Raw genomic sequence first — 16,742 nt, forward strand, 5'->3', positions numbered from 1 at the left:
AGGTGAAGAGACAATGGGTTTGCAATTTACTGGCGTGGAGAAAAGATTAAATGATTCACTCATTTTTCCCGAATTTAACTTACATAGTGGTAGCAATCAAGTAACGGCAATTTACTCCAGTCTTAATGTACGTAACACGCTTTTACAGATGCTTACAAAGGAGATACCCATTTTAAACGGCGAAATATACATAAATGATGTCGAGATTTCAAAGGTGACTCTTTCAGACATCGGTTTTTCATTTCTGAATGAAGGGCTATATGAGCGTTTAACGGTTGCTGAACAGATCAATTTTTACCGTAAACTTTATAGCGCAGATATATCTACTGCAACGATTTTACGAAAAGTTCACCTTGAAGAGAAGCGAAATGTAAGGATAAAGAAATTATCTTACTCGGAGCAAAGACGGATCCAATTTGCGAAGCTCCTCATTCAAAATCCTGAGCAGTTCATATTTGAAGAACCCGACCAAAACATCGATATCGAAACACAGCGCGTATTAATTATTATGCTGGAAGAGCTACGTGATAAAGGGAAAAGTGTACTAATATTAACGGGGAATATGGAGAGCGCAGTCAATTTAGCGGATAAGGTTTTTAAGTTGGATGAAAACGGTTTGCATGAAATTCAAATAGCTAGGGAACTTGAAGAGGACATTCCTTCAATTTTGGAAGCGAGCGCTGAAATAGATAAAACAGAAATACAACCAGTCCGATTTGAAAAAATACCTACGAAGGTAAATGAGAAAATTGTTCTCTTTGATCCACCTGAAATTGATTATATTGAAAGTAACGATGGACAGTCTTCACTCCATATTAACGGGGAAGCATTTCCAACTATGTTCACGATGAATGAGCTTGAAGAACGATTGCAGCATTTCGGATTTTTCCGTTGCCATCGTTCCTATATCGTAAACCTTCAAAAAGTTCGCGAGGTAATTACATGGACACGGAACAGTTACAGTCTCATTCTAGATGATGAAAAAAAGTCGAATATCCCACTGTCAAAAACAAAAATGGCTGAATTGAAAGTGATGTTGGTCCTGAAATAAGCTCCATTCACCCCCAAAAAAGCTCTTTTCAATGGAAATATGCTGTCTTTGCGTTGAAAACGACTTAATCTGAAGGTGCAACAACAAAACAACGACTTGTACATTTCAGGGGGAGAACAATGGAAAACATCATCGAAGTTCAATCGTTGGAGAAAGTGTTCGCGAATCAGACGGCACTTGAAGACGTCAATTTCCACGTTAAAAAGGGAGAGATTTTTGGATTTCTCGGTCCGAGTGGTTCGGGGAAAACGACAACGATTAAAATATTGACGGGTCAATTAAACCAGACGAGTGGAAAAGCGACCGTCTTTGGAGAACCGGTTTCAGGGATGAAAAAAGGTGAATCGAGAAAGAAAATCGGAGTACTGACGGACAACAGTGGATTGTATAGTCGGTTATCCATTTACGATAACTTGAAGCTTTATTGCGTGCTGTATGAAGTACCGGAATAACGAATTGCGGAGGTGTTAGTGCTTGTTAATCTAACAGAAGAAAAGAAAAAAGTTGTTTCGAAGTTGTCGAAAGGGATGCTTCAGCGTGTGATACTTGCCCGAACACTTTTACACGAACCTGAGCTACTATTTCTTGATGAACCGACGTCTGCGCTGGATCCAATGAATTCGCAACATATTCATGAAGGACTACGGGAATTGCAAGCCCGCGGGACAACAATTTTCCTTACCACTCATGATATGAACGAAGCGGAATTGCTCTGTAATCGAGTCGCATTTCTAAACAAAGGACAGATCAGACTAATGGATGAGCCAGGGGCGTTAAGAAAGCGCTATTCAGATGCAATGATGACTGTAGAGTTGAAAAACAATGAAAAAGTCGTGTTGAAGAGTACAGCTGAGGATGCCCAAAAGATGTTCGACTATATGTCGTCAAATCAAGTGGTCGCCATTCATTCAAATGAACCGACGTTAGGCGATATTTTTGTCGAAGTGACAGGGAGGAAATTATCATGACTTTTTCAATGAAACGCGTAAATGCTATCTTTCAGAAAGACTTCAAGGATATTTCAAGAAATTCATCTGTCTCGGTTACGGTGCCTATACCGCTTGTTCTAGCATTTTTTTTGGGCGAGATGAGTGATGATATTTCGATTGTTGCACATTATATGATCATCAATTTCTCAATGGTCATTGTTGGGGCGTTTGTTCAGTGTTGTTTAATAGCTGAAGAGAAAGAGAAGAATACGCTGCGCGGGTTAATGTTGTCACCTGCTTCGACATTGGAAATACTCAGTGGGAAAAGTTTGTTAAGCTTGATAGCGACGATGATGATTATAATAATTGGGGCTATGCTGTCCGGCTATAAATCGGATAATGTAGTCATCATAGCAAGTGCAATCCTATTAACCAGTTTGTTTTTCATCGGTTTGGGGACACTTCTCGGCCTACTTGCTAAATCAGTTATGGAAGCTTCTGTGATTATTCTGCCCTTTATGCTTGTATTCGGATTTGGATCAATGGCTACGATGTTTGCAGACAAATACCCTATATTGAAAGCGATGGGTTATACGCCGAATGCACAACTTACGGACATTGCAGTCAAGGTTGAAAGTGGAATTGGATTTGGCGGAGTTTGGTTGAATTTTGGCATCATTGCACTTTGGATTCTCGGTATTTTTGTTTTAACAATTATTGTGTTCAAGAAAAAAAGAATAGATTGATCCTATCCACTCTCCAGCGAAGGCGCCTTACTGGGGTAGCCGAAGCGATAAGACTGATAGTGATTTTCTATCAGGCTTATCGTGGGAGGCATCCCCAAGCGCCACAGCGGATTCAATGGAGTTTTTATTGACCATCTACTCCGCCTTACAAATCCACCCACCAAACATATTCGTCGTGAAGAACTTAGCGATGTTCCCAAATCCAGCTTCCCTTAGCAAAAGTACAATCTCCTCTTCAGGAATAAAGGAAAGCTTCCTTACTGTTTTCTCCATTTCATTTACCTCTGTTTCAGTTAAATTTGTTGAATCCAACCAGTACGCTTTCCATAGAGCGAATAGCTCATTAAATGAGGGGTCGCTCGGGTTCCCGTACATGGACGCCATAACGAATGGAGCACCAGGTGATAGATGATGTCGGATCTTTTTCAATAGGATCCTTTTTTCATCGATATCTTCAATGAAATGGAGGACGAGCATACAGGTTGCAGCCCCGAACAGTTTCTCTTCTGTTACATCATCGACAGTTCCTTCGATGAATTCCACACGGTCATCTATCTTCAAGTCAATTGCTTTCATTCGCGCGAAATCAAGCATTGGTGGTGCGGGATCTACTGCTGTAAATGTCCACGCGGGATTAGTTGGTCCTAACGTAGCAAGTTCATTGCCGCCACCCGCTCCAATTATCAATACACTTTCTTGTTGTGTTATGTTTGCTCGAAGATAAGCCTGTACAAGTTTGAACATCGAATCGTAGGTAGGCAACGTTCGGCGCACTCCTCTGTCATATTCTGCGGCCATCTCTTTATCAAACTGCATCTTGTCGGTCATTTTATCAAATCCAATCGATTGTAATACTATACTATTTCGTCAAAAGGTGTCGGAACCCTTTTACTGAGGAAAGGTTCGCAACGTATCTCTGAAAGTAAACAACGCGCTACGTAAACTAAACAACAAAGTTGAGAAAGTATGCAACGTATCAAGAATTATGCAACGTATCTCCAGAAGTAAACAACACACCGCGTAAACTAAACAACAAAGTTGAGAAAGCATGCAACGTATCAAGAAGTTCGCAACGTTACCTCAAAAGTAGACAACAGAATATCAAAAGTTAACAACGTTCAGTGTAAACTTCACAACGCCCGCCTCAATATGAACTCCTCGTTTGTCCGAAATAACAAAAAATGTCTACCGAACTCCCTATTTATTTCCTCAATGCTATGCTACGATAAATAGTATGAATAGTTCAGTTAAAGGGAGAGTGTATCATGTGGGAGCCTAAAGAAATAAAAGACCAACTACATATGATCGACGGCAAGAAGGCGCCGGACCTCATTATTACTAATGCAGAATATTTACATTCAATCTATAAAAAATGGGTGACAGGCAACATTTGGATTGCTGGCGATCGGATTGTGTACGCCGGGAAGGAAATGCCGGTAATGACAGAAGGCGCCGAAATCTTCGATGCTACAGGGAAGAAAATTGTTCCTGGTTATATTGAACCGCATGTTCATCCGTTTCAATTGTACAACCCGCGGACGTTTGCAGATTATGCATCGCGGCTTGGGACAACGACATTCATTTCGGATAATCTTATATTATTCATGTCTCTTGATAACGAAACATCGTTTGGGCTGCTTGATGAGTTAAATAAATTACCGTTTTCATTTTACTGGTGGGCACGGTTTGATTCACAGACGATTCTACAGAAGGAGGCTGAATTGTTTAATCTAGCTTCTATTAAAGAGTGGATTGAACGTCCAGAAGTATTGGTGGGCGGAGAGTTGACGGGTTGGCCACGGCTCATGACAGGGGAACCCAATATGGTCGCCTCTGTAAATGCTGCAAAAATAGGGGGCAAGAAAATAGAAGGGCATTTCCCTGGTGCCTCTGAGCGGACGTTGGCACGGATGCGTCTTCTTGGAACAGACGGTGATCATGAAGCGATGACGATAGAAGAGGTAGAGGCACGGCTACTGCACGGGTATGGAGTGACCCTACGCTATTCATCCATTCGTCCGGATCTTCCACATTTATTAAAAGACATTGTTGCCAAAGAATTAAATGTGTTTGATCACTTGATGATGACGACGGACGGATCGACGCCTTCATTTCACCTCGATGGCGTAATGGATAAATGTATCCGTGCTGCGCTTGAAGCGGGGGTTCCGCCAATTGATGCATACCAGATGGCATCTTATAACGTTGCGCGCTATTATGATATGACCGATTTACACGGATTCATTGCGACAGGTCGTTTTGCAACGCTAAATATTCTGGAGGATGAGTACAATCCAGTGCCGACGGATGTTTTATCCAAAGGAAAATGGTTGAAACGTGAAAATGAATCGACGGAACCTTTCCCAACCATTGATTGGTCGTTTGTTGAAGCGTTCGCACCGAATTTCGAACTTGATGAATCGGATTTCATATTTGACAATCCGGTTGGTATCGAAATGCTTAACGATGTCATTACAAAACCGTATAATGTGACGATTGACACAAAGGTCGATAAACTTGCGGATGATCACGATGAAAGTTTCCTTATGCTTCTCGATAGAAATGGAAAATGGCATGTCAATACAATTATTAAAGGGTTCGCAACAGGAATTCAAGGCTTTGCGTCTTCGTATTCAAATACAGGGGATATTATCTTAATCGGCAAAGATAAAAAAGAAATGCACAATGCCTTTAAGGAAATTAAACGAATCGGTGGCGGTATGGTGCTCTCGGAAAACGGTGGTATCGTCGCGACTCTTCCACTGGCAATCGGTGGCGGTTTATCGGCAGAACCGGTTCAAAAATTGATTGAGCAGGAGATAGAATTGAAAAAGGCACTGGCAGATCGTGGTTACACGAAAGGCGATGCAGTCTATACGTTGCTTTTCTTGCAATCAACACATTTACCGTACATACGCATCACACAGATGGGGCTGTACGATGTTATGAAAAAAGAAATGATTGTTCCGGTAACCGGAAGATAGGAGGCGTAAATGGAGAAGAAAATGAGAGGGTGGCTATTGTACATAGCTATCTTAATGTTGCTGTTAGCGGCGTGTTCAAAAGAAGAGAAGGCGGAGGACGTTGTACCCGAGCCGATAGAGGAAGAGGAAGAAGTAATCGTTGAAGAAGAACCTGTACAGGGGCCAACCTTGTATAAAGAACCGTTCACTGGTGTTCTATCAGAAGAGGAAAGTACCCGTCGCGCAGTTCTGATGACGATTAACAATCATCCGCTTGCAAGACCACAATCAGGCATTAGTGATGCAGATATTGTCTATGAACTTGCAGCAGAAGGCAACATTACAAGGCTTTTGGCATTATTTCAAAGTGAGCTACCTGAAGAAATCGGTCCTATCCGCAGTGCGAGGGATTACTTTGTCCAAATCTCAAAAGGACTTGACGCATTTTACGTGGCGCACGGATATAGCCCAGATGCCAAACAAATGCTGCAAAATCGTTTCGTGGATAATATAAACGGTATGCAATATGATGGAACGCTTTTCAATCGCTCCAAAGAACGAAGAGCTCCGCATAATTCGTATATAACGAAAGATAATGTGCTAGCAGGTATGGAGAAAACCAATTCGTCGATAGAATTGTCCGTAATACCGGCATTTTCTTTCCTAGATTCGATAGAAGGTGCTAAAATAGGGGATATCGCATCGATGCTTGTTGTTCGTTATGGCACAGACCCGGACTTTACAAGCACGTATTCCTACGATGCCGAAAAAGGAACGTACAATAGAATGGTAAAAGGGATCCTAACAGTCGATAAATCCAACGAAAAGCCAGTGGAACTGTCTAATATACTTATATTCGAAACAGCCCATCGTACAATTGATAACGTCGGCAGACAGTCAGTCGATATTGAATCGGGCGGTAGAGGTATGATGTTCCATGCAGGTATTGAAAAGGAAATCGAATGGGAAAATATTGACGGAATCCTAACACCGATGGAAAATGGTGTTCCTGCGAAACTTGTTCCGGGTAAAACGTGGATTCACATCGTTTCGACTCAACCTGGAATGGAAACGTCTGTCACATATACCCCTTAAGAAATTCATTCAGAGAGAGGGAGACATATGCAAATCGACAAAATCCGTGGTCATCAGACGGACCAACTATTTAAAGCAATGCTCGAATTAAAAGACCTCGATGAATGTTATGAATTCTTTGATGATCTCGTCACGATAAGTGAATTGCAGTCACTCGCCCAACGCTTGGAAGTGGCGCAAATGCTTATGATGAAGAAGACGTACGATAAGATACAAGGTGAGACAGGTGCCAGTACTGCAACTATCTCAAGAGTACGACGCTGTGTGGATTACGGCTCTGGCGGGTATGGAAAAGTACTTGGACGCCTCTATCCGCAAGTGAATGAAGAGGAAGCGGAGACTAAATAAGCACTTCAGGTGCCTTACGCTTTTAGTTAGAACCGGACAGGGAAAGAATCTGTCCGGTTTTTTTGGTATACTAGAGAAACGTACATTATAAGATTGGGTGGTCAAACATGGATTTCACTACATGGCGTCATGCCTTTAAATTAGATCCTGAAAAAACAGTGACAGACGAACAATTGGAACTGCTTGCAGAGTCAGGAACAGATGGAATTATTGTTGGTGGAACAGATGGAGTGACGCTCGATAACGTACTCGATTTGCTCGTCCGAATTAGAAGGTATTCCGTTTCAGTTGCACTTGAGATATCGACAGTTGACTCAGTGACACCGGGTTTTGATTATTATTTCATCCCAACGGTGCTTAACTCAACGAAAGTCGAATGGATTAATGGACTTCATCATTCCGCGCTTCGTGAATATGGGCATATGATGGACTGGGATGAAATTCAACCGGAAGGGTATTGCATTATGAACCCCGATTGTAAAGCGGCGAAATTGACTGGAGTGACAGAAGTTCCGAACGAAGAGGATGTCGTCGCTTATGCTCGCATGGCAGAACATCTTTTCAAATTACCCATTTTTTATCTGGAGTACAGCGGTATGTATGGTGATCCTAAAATAGTAGAAGCAGCATCACGCGTGCTCGAAAAAACTCGCCTATTTTATGGAGGCGGCATTAGGAATGGTGAAGATGCTAAAAAGATGGCTGAAATTGCGGATACAATTATCGTTGGTAACGTCATCTATGAAGATTTCAAGGCGGCATTGGGAACAGTAGACGCGGTGAAATCGGTTTCCCGTTAAGGCCAAATCAGTGTATAATAAAAGAACAAATGTTCCGAGAGGGCGATAATAGATGAATAAAATAGCAGAAGACTTACTTATAGGTATGAACCCAGAACAAGCTCGCGCAGTGAAGAAAACAGAAGGTGCACTGCTTATTATGGCGGGTGCTGGCTCTGGTAAAACACGTGTCCTAACACATCGGATTGCCTATCTCGTCGTTGAGAAAAACATTTATCCTTCCAATATTCTCGCGATTACATTCACTAACAAAGCGGCACGTGAAATGCGTGACCGTATTGATGGACTGCTTGGTGCTGGCACAGGCGAGCGGATGTGGGTTTCGACATTCCACTCAATGTGTGTCCGAATACTGCGACGTAACGTTGATCGAATCGGTATTTCAACATCATTTTCGATTCTCGATTCAGCCGATCAATTGTCGGTCATTAAAAGCGTTTTGAAAACGTTGAACCTTGATGCGAAACAATACGAACCACGTTCAATGCTGAATGCTATTAGCTCAGCGAAAAACGAGTGTATTGATGCAGAAATGTACCGCGCACAAATCAACCCTCATAACCCCTATGAAAAAACGATTGCAGACGTCTATGATGGCTATGCAAAGCGGTTGCGTAAAAACCAATCATTTGATTTTGACGATTTAATCATGATGACGTTGGTCTTATTCGAACGTGTACCAGATGTCCTTGAATTTTATCAAAACAAATTCCAATACATTCATGTGGATGAATACCAGGATACAAATAACGCACAGTATAGGCTTGTTAATATGCTGGCGGCTAAATTTAAAAACTTATGTGTTGTTGGAGACTCTGACCAATCTATCTATAGATGGCGCGGTGCGGACATCGGCAATATTCTGTCCTTTGAAAAAGACTATAAAAATGCCGAAATGATTATGCTTGAACAAAACTATCGTTCGACACAACGCATCTTACAGGCAGCGAACGACGTCATAACAAATAACAAGAGCCGCTATGATAAAAAGCTACGCACAGATAATGAAGAAGGCGATTCAATTTATGTCTACAAAGCAAGCGATGAAAAAGATGAATCGCAGTTTGTCGTAGGTAAAGTTATTGAATTGCAAGAGCAGGAGAAACTAAAACTCGACCAATTTGCAGTTTTGTATCGTACAAATGCTCAGTCGCGCGTTATCGAGGAATATCTTGTGAAATCCAATCTCGATTACACAATTGTTGGTGGCACGAAGTTTTATGAACGGAAAGAGATTAAAGACTTGCTTGCATATTTAAAACTCGTATCCAACAATGACGATGATCTTGCACTGGCCCGGATTATTAATGAACCAAAGCGCAGTATTGGTGCTACTTCATTCGATAAAATGGCGCGCTTTGCAATTGAACATGACCGCTCCATTTTTGACGCATTACAAGAAGTTGACTTTATGGGCATTACGTCAAGAGCTGCAAATGAAGTTGCCAAGTTCCGTGAGCTGATCGCAGGATTTACTCGAATGCAGGAATACTTATCGGTGACTGAACTTGTTGAGCAAATACTTGATAAATCGGGTTACCGCGAAATGCTTCATCGTGAAAAAACAATTGAGTCAGAAAGTCGTCTGGAAAATATCGAAGAGTTTTTATCTGTAACGGAAGCTTTTGAAAAACGTGCAGAAGAAGATACAGGTGACAAATCATTAGTCGCCTTCCTGACAGATCTTGCGCTCATCGCAGATATTGATTCACTTGATAAAGAAGAGAACAAATCTACAGAGAAAATTGTCCTTATGACGATGCACGCCGCCAAAGGTCTTGAATTTCCTGTTGTCTTCATCATCGGAATGGAAGAAAACGTCTTTCCGCACTCCCGTTCAATGGGAGATGACGAGGAGATGGAAGAAGAAAGGCGTCTTGCGTATGTGGGAATCACGCGTGCAGAGCAAAAACTCTATCTAACTTCCGCATCGTACCGCACGCTTTATGGACGTGCGAGCTATAATAGCCCTTCACGTTTCATTGCAGAAATTTCGGATGACATTACGGAAATTGTTTCAAGAGATTCCGGATTCTCCATTGGAGGCGGATCCAAAGCACGTAATGAAGCACCTGTGCGATCTGCTGTTAAAAAGCCTGTATATAATACCAGTGGTGGAGACAAAATGGGATGGAGCCCTGGCGACAAAGCGGTTCACAAAAAGTGGGGAACCGGCATGATTGTCAGCGTAAAAGGGACAGGCGAAGAAGTAGAACTGGACATCGCATTTCCAAATCCAGTCGGAGTCAAACGTCTCTTAGCAAAATTTGCACCAATTGAAAAAGCATGATGGCTGAAGGAGAGAAAAAATCGATGGATCGACTTGAACTCGAAAAACGGGTGGAAGAATTGAATAACCTGCTTCATCAGTATGGTCATGCTTATTATTCGCTTGATAAACCGCTTACTTCCGACGCAATCTATGACCAATATATGCAGGAACTGTTGTCGATTGAAGCGGAAAATCCTGACCTCATTTATCCGGACTCCCCCTCACAGCGTGTAGGTGGAGAGATACTGAAGGGATTTGGAAAAGTCGTTCACGAGTTTCCGATGCTTAGTCTATCGAATGCATTCAATGAAGAAGATTTGAGAGAATTTGACAGGCGTGTTAAGGCGGCAGCAGGACACGATGTTTCGTATATTTGTGAACTAAAAATAGATGGGCTTGCTATTTCGCTCAGATATGTCGACGGAAAGTTTGTACAGGGCTCAACTCGTGGAGATGGTACGGTCGGGGAAGATATAACGGCAAGTTTAAAAACAATCCGGACAATCCCACTTCGACTGAAAGAATCTGTTGCGATTGAAGTTCGCGGCGAGGCTTATATGCCGAAGCAATCGTTCGTGAAATTGAATGCAATGCGCGACGAAGCCGGCGATGAGCCGTTCGCCAATCCACGTAACGCGGCGGCAGGCTCACTTCGCCAACTCGATCCAAAAATAGCGGCGAGCCGAAATTTGGCGATATTCGTTTATGGAATCGGTGGCGATGGAAGTTTATTCGGACAAGATAGTCATTCAGACTCACTAGATTACCTTGCTGCGCTTGGCTTTGAAACGAACAAAGAACGCAAGCGATGCGCCACAATTGAAGAAGTGATTGACTATGTTGGGGAGTGGGGGGAAAGCCGTTCCGCTCTTGACTATGAAATCGACGGGATTGTTGTAAAAGTCGATAACTTTGAGGATCAGGAACAGCTTGGATTTACGGCGAAAAGTCCGAAATGGGCGACTGCTTACAAGTTTCCCGCTGAGGAAGTCGTCACAACGTTGCTAGATATAGAGCTTAGTGTTGGCAGAACAGGTGTAGTGACTCCAACAGCTATACTTCAACCAGTTCTTGTCGCGGGATCGACTGTAGGACGCGCATCGTTGCATAATGAGGATCTCATTAAAGAAAAAGACGTTCGAATCGGCGACACAGTTATTATCCGAAAAGCAGGAGATATTATTCCGGAGGTAGTCGCTGCAATTGTGGAAAAACGCACTGGCGATGAAGTACCTTTTGAAATGCCAACGAACTGTCCTGTCTGTGATTCAGAACTCGTTCGAATCGAGGAAGAAGTTGCGATACGTTGTGTTAATCCACAATGTCCAGCACAGATGAAAGAAGCCATTATTCACTTCGTGTCCCGCAATGCAATGAATATCGAAGGAATTGGTGAACGGGTAGTTGACCTTTTGTACAAGGCAGATCTTGTCCACGACGTCTCGGATCTATATACGCTGACAAGAGAGCAATTAATTGAACTCGAACGGATGGGTGAAAAATCCGTCTCGAATCTACTAACTGCAATTGAAGCATCAAAAGAAAATTCACTTGAAAAAATGCTCTTTGGACTAGGTATCCGCCATGTAGGTGAAAAAGCGGCAGCAATACTTGCGGAGGAGTTCGGAACACTTGCTGATCTAATGGTAGCCGATGCAGAGCGGCTTGTAACCATCCACGAAATCGGGGACAAGGTAGCCGATTCAATTACGACCTATTTTAGCAATGAAAAAGTTCTTGAAGTGCTTCGAAAGCTGGAGGCTTACGGATTGAATACAGCCTATAAAGGACGCAGGCGGCAAGATGTACCGACAGACGGCCTATTTTCTGGCAAGACTGTTGTCCTAACAGGGAAACTATCCATTTTGACCCGTGGCGAAGCGAAAGAGAAAATCGAAGCATTCGGCGGAAAAGTGAGTGGTAGCGTGAGTAAAAAGACAGATCTTGTGATTGCAGGGGAAGACGCCGGCTCGAAATTGGCAAAAGCCGAGGAGCTTGAAATTACTGTGTGGAATGAAGCTGAGTTGATTGAAGCACTTGGCGAAAAGGAGTAATTATATGATGAGAAAAATAGGTATACTACCTGGACTTGCAGCCATTCTTCTACTTGGAGGGTGTCTTCCTTCATTCGGAACGGAGAAAGAGGAAGCCGTCCAGGAGAACGACGAAAGCATTGAAGAGACTGTCATGATACCGGATGTCCAATTAAAAGAAGAGTTTTACAAGACACCTATCTCTTTCAAGAAAAGTGCGAGTCGTGGTCTAATCGTAAACAATATCTATACAAAATACGATATGCAGGAAGCAGAGGAAGGGCTCTTACGTCTTTCCAATCAGCATTTTAATCCGAAAAACCATTACTTTCAGGAAGGGCAACATATCGACAAGGAGACTGCCCAGGCCTGGCTGTCAAGAAGTTCAGCGAATAAAGCTGGTTTGAATCCACCCATCGAGGAAGGCATGAGCGAAGAGACAGCCTCGGAAGTGGCGCCGAATTATCTGGCCCATATCGTCGAACAGAACTACCTCGTAATGACGGATGACAAGAAACTCCATCTTGCCGGGATTTCCGTCGGTCTAGCACTTAATTCAACCAGCTATTCGAGAAGTGGAAAAGAGACCAAAATAACGGATAAGGTACTTGAGAAGCAAGGTATGAAAATGGCTGAAGAAGTTGTAAAGCGGCTGCGTACACAGGAAGGGCTATCAGATATCCCGATTGTTGTCGGACTGTTTAAGCAAGAGAGCCGCAACTCCATTGTCCCGGGCACTTATTTTGCAACAGCCATCGCTGGAAAAGGGCAATCGGCACCGACAGGTTGGAAAGTAGTTAACGAGAAGTATGTTGTTTTCCCAGCGTCTTCTGCGAATGGCGAATATAGGGAAATGAATACTACATTTGATAGCTTTAAACAGGATATCGATGCGTATTTCCCGAGTTTCGTCAACGTCATAGGCACCGGATTTTATAAAGACAACAACTTAAAGTCGCTTGAAATAAAAGTACCAATCCAATTCTTTGGTACAAGTGAAACGATCGGTTTCACGCAATATATGACGTCACTCGTTAATCAACATTTCCCGAATGTGCATACAGAAGTAAGTATAACGTCCGTCAATGGACCGGAAGCATTAATCGTGAAAGAGGCAGATAATGATAAGCCATTCGTTCATATTTACGGCTATTGATCAACATAACTTTTCATCATAATAGGAAGATGATATGATTAACCGTACAATTCAAAGAGGAGGAGGAGAAACAATGACACAATTGACGATAGATGAAGTGAAACGTCACGCAGGTCTTGCAAGGATTGCTATGACAGACGCTGAGGCAGAAATGTTTGCTGAGCAACTCGAAGATATGATTGGATTTTCCATTAAACTAGAAGAAGTGGACACTGAGCAGATTGCTCCAATGACACATCCACTACCGCTTTTCAATGTATTACGTAAGGATATTCCGACAGACGCACTTGACAGGGAAGAGATGCTGAAGAGCGTGAAAGAGCATGAAGACGGACAAATCAAAGTGCCGACTATCATTTGATGAATGGATTTAAGGAGGAAGAAAAATGACGTTATTTGAAAAGACGGCAACAGAACTTCAGTCGCTATTACATAATCGGGAAGTATCTGTCAAAGAACTGACGGAGGAGTCACTAGCCCGTATTGAAAAGATGGATGGAAAAGTACAAGCTTTCCTCTCAACAAATGGCGAACAGGCACTCGCTAAAGCGGAAGAATTGGACAACCAGCCATTAGAAGGACGGGGACCTCTATTCGGGTTACCGATCGGTCTGAAAGATAATATCGTTACAAAAGGCATTGTTACAACTGCTGCTAGTAAGATGCTTGAAGGCTTCGTACCAGTTTACGATGCGACAGTGGTTGATAAAATCAATGAAGCAGGAATGGTAACAATCGGGAAACTGAATATGGATGAATTTGCGATGGGATCGACGACAGAAAGATCTGCATTCCAAACGACACATAATCCATGGAATCTTGATTACGTTCCCGGAGGTTCATCAGGCGGTTCGGCGGCGGCAGTTGCAGCCGGCGAAGTAGCATTCGCACTTGGTTCAGATACAGGCGGCTCTGTCCGTCAACCCGCTGCATTCTGTGGCGTTGTCGGCATGAAGCCAACATACGGTCGCGTGTCTCGTTCAGGTCTTGTTGCTTTCGCATCATCACTAGACCAAATTGGTCCGATTACGCGCAACGTTGAAGACAATGCATTGCTACTAAGTGCAATTGCAGGCTTAGATGCAAAAGATTCATCTACATCTCCGCAGGCTGTTCCTGATTTCCGTGCTGCACTAACCGGCGACATCAAAGGCTTAAAAATCGGCGTTCCAGCCGAGTATTTAGGTGAAGGTGTATCTGAAGAAGCGAAAAATGCAGTATTGGAAGCGCTCAAAGTACTCGAATCACTTGGTGCCGAGTGGGAAGAAGTTTCACTTCCACATTCGAAGTATGCATCTGAAGTCTACTATGTCATATCATCTTCTGAAGCATCATCGAATCTTGCTCGTTTTGACGGGATTCGTTACGGTTATCGTGCTGAAGGCGTCAAGGATCTTGAAGAATTATACGCGCGTACACGTTCTGAAGCTTTTGGCAATGAAGTGAAAAAACGTATTTTATTCGGTATGTATTCATTAGGTGCAGCTCAACACGGTGGTTTATATGTGAAATCGCAAAAAGTACGTACACTCATTGCACAAGACTTTGCTACTCTTTTCGAAAAATACGATGTAATCATCGGACCTTCATCTGCGACAACGGCTTATAAAATTGGTGAAAAACTAGAAGATCCGTTGACGCTGTATGCAAACGACATTTTAACAGTTCCGATTAACCTTGCGGGTGTACCGGCAATTTCGGTTCCATGCGGATTTTCGAATGGACTTCCACTTGGTCTTCAAATTATCGGGAAACATTACGATGAAGCGACACTCTACAAAGTTGCACATGCTTACGAACAAGCGACTGATTTCCATACACAAACTCCAGTCATATGGGAGGGGAAATAATAATGAACTTTGAAACAGTAGTAGGACTTGAAGTCCACGTAGAACTTAAAACAAATTCGAAAATCATGTCCCCAGCTCATGCACATTTTGGTGCGGAACCAAACATGAACATTCATGTGATTGACTTGGCTTATCCAGGTGTATTACCGGTGATGAACGAACAAGCAGTTGATTTCGGTATGAAAGCTGCAATGGCACTTAACTGTGAAATTGCGCCTATTACTAATTTCGACCGTAAGCATTACTTCTATCCCGATAATCCGAAAGCTTACCAAATCTCTCAAGATGACCGTCCAATTGGTGCAAACGGTTGGGTAGAAATCGAAGTTGATGGTAAAAAGAAAAAGATTCGTATTGAACGCGTTCACCTTGAAGAAGATGCAGGGAAATTAACACATACCGATGAAGGTCACTCGCTTGTTGACTTAAACAGGCAAGGTGTACCATTAATTGAAATTGTAACTGAAGCTGATGTACGGTCTCCTGAAGAAGCGTATGCTTTCCTTGAAAAATTGAAAGCTATCATTCAATACACAGGTGTTTCCGATGTCCGTATGGAAGAAGGATCACTCCGTTGTGACGCCAACATTTCTATCCGTCCGTTTGGACAAGAGGAATTTGGAACGAAAACGGAATTGAAAAACTTGAACTCATTCAACTTCGTTCGTAGAGGAATCGCATATGAAGTGGATCGTCAAGAAGAAGTTTTATTATCCGGTGGTAAAATCGAACAGCAAACACGCCGTTACGATGAAGCAACAGGTAAAACAATTCTTATGCGCGTCAAAGGTCCAGCGAATGATTATCGCTTTATTCCTGAACCTGATTTGACAGATATTCATATCGATGAGGCATGGATGGCACGTGTTCGTGCTGAAATTCCAGAACTTCCGGACGCTCGTAAGGACCGTTATATCAACGACCTTGACTTACCTGCTTACGATGCGATGGTATTGACACTGACAAAAGATATGTCTGATTTCTTCGAAGCAACTGTTTCGGCGGGAGCGGATGCGAAGCTTGCATCTAACTGGCTTATGGGTGAAGTTTCAGCTTATCTAAATGCAGAGGCAAAAGAACTTGATGCTACGGCATTAACGCCTGAAGGACTTGCCAGTATGATTAAGCTGATTACAGATGGTACAATTTCATCTAAAATCGCGAAAAAAGTGTTCAAGGAATTGATTGATAACGGCGGAAATGCAGCAGACATCGTCAAAGAAAAAGGGCTTGTCCAAATTTCTGATGAAGGCACGCTTCGAACAATCGTCACTGAAACATTAGATGCAAATGAACAATCGATTGAAGACTATAAAAACGGGAAAGAGCGCGCAGTAGGCTTCCTCGTTGGTCAAATTATGAAAGCGACGAAAGGGCAGGCAAACCCGCCACTCGTTAATAAAATTCTTCTTGAGGAAATTGCGAAGAGGTAACTAGAAAAGCGTAAGGCGCCTTGACACCATTTTTAGGCGAAAACTTATTATTTCCTATTTTTAATT

General features: G+C 42.7%; 13 protein-coding genes and 1 pseudogene. 13 read left to right on the plus strand and 1 reads right to left on the minus strand.

Annotated elements, in window-relative coordinates:
• The first annotated feature begins 13 nt into the window (after positions 1-13).
• The 3 genes and pseudogenes from AZE41_RS03230 (at position 14) to AZE41_RS03240 (ending at position 2,726) form a co-directional block, all read left to right on the plus strand.
• On the plus strand, positions 14-1,051 hold the full coding sequence (locus AZE41_RS03230; RefSeq protein ID WP_067205601.1) for a LytTR family transcriptional regulator DNA-binding domain-containing protein: 1,038 nt from the start codon (positions 14-16) through the stop codon (positions 1,049-1,051).
• Positions 1,052-1,170: 119 nt separating this feature from the next.
• A pseudogene (locus tag AZE41_RS03235) lies at positions 1,171-2,019 on the plus strand (ABC transporter ATP-binding protein).
• Positions 2,016-2,726, plus strand: a complete 711-nt coding sequence (locus AZE41_RS03240; protein WP_067205604.1) for an ABC transporter permease — start codon at positions 2,016-2,018, stop codon at positions 2,724-2,726. The pseudogene AZE41_RS03235 and the gene AZE41_RS03240 overlap by 4 nt, the downstream one beginning before the upstream one ends.
• Positions 2,727-2,861: 135 nt before the next feature.
• Here AZE41_RS03240 and AZE41_RS03245 read toward each other — a convergent pair whose 3' ends face one another.
• Entirely contained in the window at positions 2,862-3,554 is a 693-nt protein-coding gene (locus tag AZE41_RS03245; RefSeq protein ID WP_067205607.1) for a class I SAM-dependent methyltransferase, read from the minus strand.
• Between the two features lie 437 nt (positions 3,555-3,991).
• Between AZE41_RS03245 and AZE41_RS03250 the strand changes: the two genes are divergently transcribed.
• The 10 genes from AZE41_RS03250 (at position 3,992) to gatB (ending at position 16,676) form a co-directional block, all read left to right on the plus strand.
• Positions 3,992-5,710 carry an adenine deaminase C-terminal domain-containing protein gene (locus AZE41_RS03250; RefSeq protein WP_067205610.1) on the plus strand — a complete coding sequence of 573 codons (1,719 nt, stop codon included), beginning with the start codon at positions 3,992-3,994 and terminating at the stop codon, positions 5,708-5,710.
• A gap of 9 nt (positions 5,711-5,719) precedes the next feature.
• Entirely contained in the window at positions 5,720-6,784 is a 1,065-nt protein-coding gene (locus AZE41_RS03255; RefSeq protein ID WP_231885759.1) for a DUF3048 domain-containing protein, read from the plus strand.
• 27 nt (positions 6,785-6,811) lie between these two features.
• Positions 6,812-7,132, plus strand: a complete 321-nt coding sequence (locus AZE41_RS03260) for a YerC/YecD family TrpR-related protein (RefSeq protein ID WP_067205613.1) — start codon at positions 6,812-6,814, stop codon at positions 7,130-7,132.
• A gap of 107 nt (positions 7,133-7,239) precedes the next feature.
• Complete coding sequence (pcrB, locus tag AZE41_RS03265) at positions 7,240-7,932, plus strand: heptaprenylglyceryl phosphate synthase (RefSeq protein WP_067205615.1); 693 nt, start codon at positions 7,240-7,242, stop codon at positions 7,930-7,932.
• 52 nt (positions 7,933-7,984) lie between these two features.
• The gene (gene pcrA, locus AZE41_RS03270) at positions 7,985-10,222 is read left to right on the plus strand and encodes a DNA helicase PcrA (protein ID WP_067205617.1); all 2,238 of its coding nucleotides are present in this window, start codon (positions 7,985-7,987) and stop codon (positions 10,220-10,222) included.
• A 23-nt stretch (positions 10,223-10,245) separates the two neighbouring features.
• Positions 10,246-12,258: an NAD-dependent DNA ligase LigA gene (ligA, locus tag AZE41_RS03275; RefSeq protein WP_067205618.1), complete on the plus strand. Its 2,013-nt coding sequence runs from the start codon at positions 10,246-10,248 to the stop codon at positions 12,256-12,258.
• 4 nt (positions 12,259-12,262) lie between these two features.
• A complete protein-coding gene (locus AZE41_RS03280; RefSeq protein ID WP_335339512.1) occupies positions 12,263-13,393 on the plus strand; it encodes a CamS family sex pheromone protein in 1,131 nt (376 codons plus the stop codon).
• Between the two features lie 73 nt (positions 13,394-13,466).
• Positions 13,467-13,754: an Asp-tRNA(Asn)/Glu-tRNA(Gln) amidotransferase subunit GatC gene (gatC, locus tag AZE41_RS03285; RefSeq protein ID WP_067205624.1), complete on the plus strand. Its 288-nt coding sequence runs from the start codon at positions 13,467-13,469 to the stop codon at positions 13,752-13,754.
• Between the two features lie 25 nt (positions 13,755-13,779).
• Positions 13,780-15,243: an Asp-tRNA(Asn)/Glu-tRNA(Gln) amidotransferase subunit GatA gene (gene gatA, locus AZE41_RS03290; RefSeq protein ID WP_067205626.1), complete on the plus strand. Its 1,464-nt coding sequence runs from the start codon at positions 13,780-13,782 to the stop codon at positions 15,241-15,243.
• Between the two features lie 2 nt (positions 15,244-15,245).
• Entirely contained in the window at positions 15,246-16,676 is a 1,431-nt protein-coding gene (gene gatB / locus AZE41_RS03295; RefSeq protein WP_067205631.1) for an Asp-tRNA(Asn)/Glu-tRNA(Gln) amidotransferase subunit GatB, read from the plus strand.
• Positions 16,677-16,742 lie beyond the last annotated feature (66 nt).

This window comes from Sporosarcina psychrophila, from assembly GCF_001590685.1.
GTDB lineage: Bacteria > Bacillota > Bacilli > Bacillales_A > Planococcaceae > Sporosarcina > Sporosarcina psychrophila.

Coding starts and splice junctions, on each gene's coding strand:
- AZE41_RS03230 (WP_067205601.1), top strand. CDS start 14: ATGGGTTTGCAATTTACTGGCGTGGAGAAAAGATTAAATGATTCACTC.
- AZE41_RS03240 (WP_067205604.1), top strand. CDS start 2,016: ATGACTTTTTCAATGAAACGCGTAAATGCTATCTTTCAGAAAGACTTC.
- AZE41_RS03245 (WP_067205607.1), bottom strand. CDS start 3,554: ATGACCGACAAGATGCAGTTTGATAAAGAGATGGCCGCAGAATATGAC.
- AZE41_RS03250 (WP_067205610.1), top strand. CDS start 3,992: ATGTGGGAGCCTAAAGAAATAAAAGACCAACTACATATGATCGACGGC.
- AZE41_RS03255 (WP_231885759.1), top strand. CDS start 5,720: ATGGAGAAGAAAATGAGAGGGTGGCTATTGTACATAGCTATCTTAATG.
- AZE41_RS03260 (WP_067205613.1), top strand. CDS start 6,812: ATGCAAATCGACAAAATCCGTGGTCATCAGACGGACCAACTATTTAAA.
- pcrB (WP_067205615.1), top strand. CDS start 7,240: ATGGATTTCACTACATGGCGTCATGCCTTTAAATTAGATCCTGAAAAA.
- pcrA (WP_067205617.1), top strand. CDS start 7,985: ATGAATAAAATAGCAGAAGACTTACTTATAGGTATGAACCCAGAACAA.
- ligA (WP_067205618.1), top strand. CDS start 10,246: ATGGATCGACTTGAACTCGAAAAACGGGTGGAAGAATTGAATAACCTG.
- AZE41_RS03280 (WP_335339512.1), top strand. CDS start 12,263: ATGATGAGAAAAATAGGTATACTACCTGGACTTGCAGCCATTCTTCTA.
- gatC (WP_067205624.1), top strand. CDS start 13,467: ATGACACAATTGACGATAGATGAAGTGAAACGTCACGCAGGTCTTGCA.
- gatA (WP_067205626.1), top strand. CDS start 13,780: ATGACGTTATTTGAAAAGACGGCAACAGAACTTCAGTCGCTATTACAT.
- gatB (WP_067205631.1), top strand. CDS start 15,246: ATGAACTTTGAAACAGTAGTAGGACTTGAAGTCCACGTAGAACTTAAA.